The following is a 3695-nucleotide window of genomic DNA, read 5'->3' on the forward strand; positions in this document are numbered from 1 at the left end:
AGATGGGTATAAGAGACAGGCTTCTACGCCAAGGGCTGCATGGCCGGCGGCATTTCAATACCGATCAACGGCCCGACCTGGCAGGTGATGCGCCTGTCGCGCAACCGGGCGTGGGCGCTTCCCGCCACCGTGCGGCTGATCGAGCGCGTCGCCGACAAGGCACGCGAGCAAGCCGGCTGGAACGGCATCCTGATCGGCGACATGTCGCAGCCGCGCGGCGGGCCGATGCTGACCGGCCACGCCAGCCACCAGGTCGGGCTCGATGCCGACATCTGGCTGACGCCGATGCCGAACCGGCTGCTGTCGCGCAATGAGCGCGAAGAGATGTCGGCGGTGATGATGGTCCGCAGCGACCGGCTCGACATCGAACCGTCGGCCTGGACGCCGACGCATTGGAAGGTGATCCGGGCCGCGGCGCTGGAGCCGGAGGTGGACCGCATCTTCGTCAACGCCGCGATCAAGAAGGCGCTATGCCGCGAAGCCAAGGGCGACCGCAGCTGGCTGCACAAGGTGCGGCCGATGTACGGCCACGATTACCACTTCCACATCCGGCTGCGCTGCCCGGCCGGGATCGACGGCTGCGAGTCGCAGGCCGAGCCGCCGCCGGGCGAAGGCTGTGGCGCCTCCGATTTCGCCTATTGGTTCAGCGACGCGGTGCTGCATCCGAAGCCGCCGCTGAAGCCGCCTCCGCCGCGGCACCAATTGACGCTGTCCGAGCTGCCGGCCGAATGCCGGGCGGTGCTGAACGCCCCCGACAGGAAGCCGGACTGATCAGCCCGGAGAGACCACGAGCTACACGCCCGCGAGCGCCGACCAGACGTCCGACAGCTTGGACTTCAGTTTGGTGAGACGGGTCGGCGGCGGCGCCTCGTCCTCTTCCTCGGGCAGCCGCAGGCCGACGACGTTGACGCGGCCGCCGCCGAGGCTGCGCGCCACCAGCACGATCGAGTCCAGCGGCAGCGTCGCGCCGACCATCGGGGCCTGGTCGAGATAGATGTCGAAGTAATCGGCCAGCGTCAGCGCCTCCTGGCCGGCCGGCACGCTGACACCGTAGGCGGCCGCAAGATCGCCGAGCGAGGTCTCGCCCGGCACGATGAAGTCGCCGAGCAGATGTGGATCGGGCGCAGTCGACGGCGGCATGTCGACGAAAAAGCGGTCGAGCGCGGCGGCCTTTTCCGGCGGCGCCAGCAGGTAAACGTAGTCGCCGGGCGCGACCGGATCGGCTTCCTCCGGCGTCAGGATGCGCTCGTCGCGGATCACCAGCGTCGGCTTCGACCACGACGGGATCAGGCCGCGCTTGAGATACAAGCTTTTCGGCCGCACCGCATAACCGACGAGCTGCTGTTCGAGCTGGCCGGGCAGGTCGAGTTCAATACGCCGCGGGCCACGATCGGTGCGCGGCAGCGCGACGTGCAGCTTGCGGGCCGCCGGCGCCAGCGTCCAGCCCTGCAGCATCAGCGAAATCAGCACCACCACGAAGGCGACGTCGAAATAGATGTACGCCTTCGACAGCCCGACCAGCATCGGGATCGACGCCAGGAAGATCGCGACCGCGCCGCGCAGGCCGACCCAGGCGATGAACAACCGCTCCCGCCAGTTGAAGCGGAACGGCGCCAAACAGATGAACACCGCGAGCGGCCGCGCCACCAGCATCAGGGCCAGCGCGATCACCACCGCAGGGCCGATGCTGTCCATCAGCCGCTGCGGCGACACCAACAGGCCGAGCAGCACGAACATCACGATCTGCGCCAGCCAGGTCGCGGCGTCGAGAAACGCCACCACCGAATTATGCGCGCGGGTCGGCTGATTGCCGATGATCATGCCGGCCAGATAGACCGCGAGAAATCCCGACGCGTGCGACATCTGCGCGGCGCCGAATACCACCAGAGCCGCGGTGGTCACGAACGGCGCGTGCAGGCCCTGCGGCAGCGCCACGCGATTGAGCGCCATCACCACGACCCGGCCGCCGACCACGCCGATCACCGCACCGAGCGCCGCCTCGCGAACGAACTCGATCAGCACATGCAGGATCGAGCTTTCGCCGCGGGTGATCAGCTCCACCAGCATCAGGGTGAGGAACACTGCGAACGGATCGTTGGTGCCGGATTCGACCTCCAGGGTCGCGCCGACGCGCGGGCGAAGCCGCAGCCCCTGGGCGTGCACCAGCAGGAACACCGCCGCCGCGTCGGTCGAGGCGACCACCGCGCCGGCCAGCAGCGCTTCGACCCAGCTGAGATCGAGCGCGTAGCGGGCCACCGGCGCCGTCACCAGCGCGGTCAGCAGCACGCCGACCGTGGCCAGCCCCATCGATGGCGCCAACACCGCCTTGATGCTGGAGAATCGCGTTTTGAGGCCGCCGTCGAACAGGATCAGCGCCAGCGCCACGGAGCCGACGAGGTAAGTGGTGCCGAGATCGTTGAAGTTGAGGCCGCCGGGACCAGACTCGCCGGCCAGAATGCCGATGACGAGGAACACCAGCAGCAGCGGCGCGCCGAACCGCAGCGCCAGCAGGCTCGACAGGATCCCCGCCATCACTAGGACGGAGCCGAGCAGAATGGCGATGCTGACCGAGTCGAGGGACTCCATTGCCTCTCTGCGATTGGATGACGGAACGCTGCCGCATCCTTAACGTCGCCGGATTGCGTCGCCAAGAGAGCATTGCGGCCGATAGCCTTTTGCGGCGGCCATGTCCGGCCGGCGACCCAGACGGCCGGCGCGCGCGCTTGCTGCGGCGGGCCGCGATCACTAGATTGGGCTCAAATCACCGCATCCCCAAAAGACTGGTCCGCATGAGCTACGTTGACGCCACCGAAACCGCCCAGCGCAAGACCGGGCAGATCAAGCTGCACGGCCCGGCCGGCTTCGCCGGCATGCGCAAGGCCGGTCAATTGGTGGCGCGCTGCCTTGACGAACTGGGCGACATCGTCAAGCCGGGCGTTCCGACCTCGAAGATCGACGACTTCGTTCGCGACTTCGCCTTCAGCCATGGCGCCTATCCGGCGACGCTGATGTATCGGGGCTATCGCTACTCGACCTGCACCTCGCTGAATCACGTGGTCTGCCACGGCATGCCGGGCGACCGGCCGCTGAAGGAAGGCGACATCGTCAATGTCGACGTCACCATGATCGTCGACGGCTGGTACGGCGACTCCAGCCGGATGTATCCGGTGGGTCCGATCGCCCGCAAAGCCGAGCGCCTGATCGACGTCACCTACGAGTCGCTGCTGCGCGGCATCGCCGCGGTCAAGCCGGGCGCCACCACCGGCGACATCGGCCACGCCATTCAGAGCTTCGTCGAACCGCAGCAGATGAGCGTGGTGCGCGACTTCTGCGGCCACGGCCTCGGCCGGCTGTTCCACGACGAGCCGAACATCATCCACGTCGGCAGCCCCGGGCAGGGCGCGGTGCTGAAGCCCGGAATGTTCTTCACCATCGAGCCAATGATCAATCTCGGCAAGCCGTATGTGAAGATCCTGTCCGACGGATGGGCCGCGGTCACCCGCGACCGCTCGCTGTCGGCGCAGTTCGAACACTCGATCGGCGTCACCGAAGACGGCTGCGAGATCTTTACCGCTTCGCCCAAGGGCCTCGACAAGCCGCCGTTCCAGAGCTGAGCGCGTCCCTCGCCAGCCGCCGTAGCGTCGGCAAAAGCTCCCTACGCCCGGCCCCGCTCAAGAGTCAGCTCAGTGCTCGCG

Annotated in this window: 2 protein-coding genes and 1 pseudogene; 2 read left to right on the top strand and 1 reads right to left on the bottom strand. The window is 67.7% G+C overall.

Annotation, left to right across the window (positions count from 1 at the left end; translation table 11 throughout):
* Window positions 1-18 precede the first annotated feature (18 nt).
* Window positions 19-771 (top strand): annotated as a pseudogene (gene mepA / locus DYI24_RS23025) (penicillin-insensitive murein endopeptidase); the annotation flags it as partial.
* Between the two features lie 21 nt (window positions 772-792).
* Here mepA and DYI24_RS23030 read toward each other — a convergent pair.
* Entirely contained in the window at window positions 793-2586 is a 1794-nt protein-coding gene (locus tag DYI24_RS23030; RefSeq protein WP_107342615.1) for a potassium/proton antiporter, read from the bottom strand.
* A 203-nt stretch (window positions 2587-2789) separates the two neighbouring features.
* On the opposite strand from DYI24_RS23030, the gene map reads away from it, so the two are divergent.
* Window positions 2790-3614: a type I methionyl aminopeptidase gene (map, locus tag DYI24_RS23035; protein WP_164573982.1), complete on the top strand. Its 825-nt coding sequence runs from the start codon at window positions 2790-2792 to the stop codon at window positions 3612-3614.
* Window positions 3615-3695: the final 81 nt, after the last annotated feature.

The organism is Rhodopseudomonas sp. BR0C11 (assembly GCF_010820945.1).
GTDB classification, from domain to species: Bacteria; Pseudomonadota; Alphaproteobacteria; order Rhizobiales; family Xanthobacteraceae; genus Rhodopseudomonas; species Rhodopseudomonas palustris_H.

Coding starts and splice junctions, on each gene's coding strand:
- DYI24_RS23030 (WP_107342615.1), bottom strand. CDS start 2,586: ATGGAGTCCCTCGACTCGGTCAGCATCGCCATTCTGCTCGGCTCCGTC.
- map (WP_164573982.1), top strand. CDS start 2,790: ATGAGCTACGTTGACGCCACCGAAACCGCCCAGCGCAAGACCGGGCAG.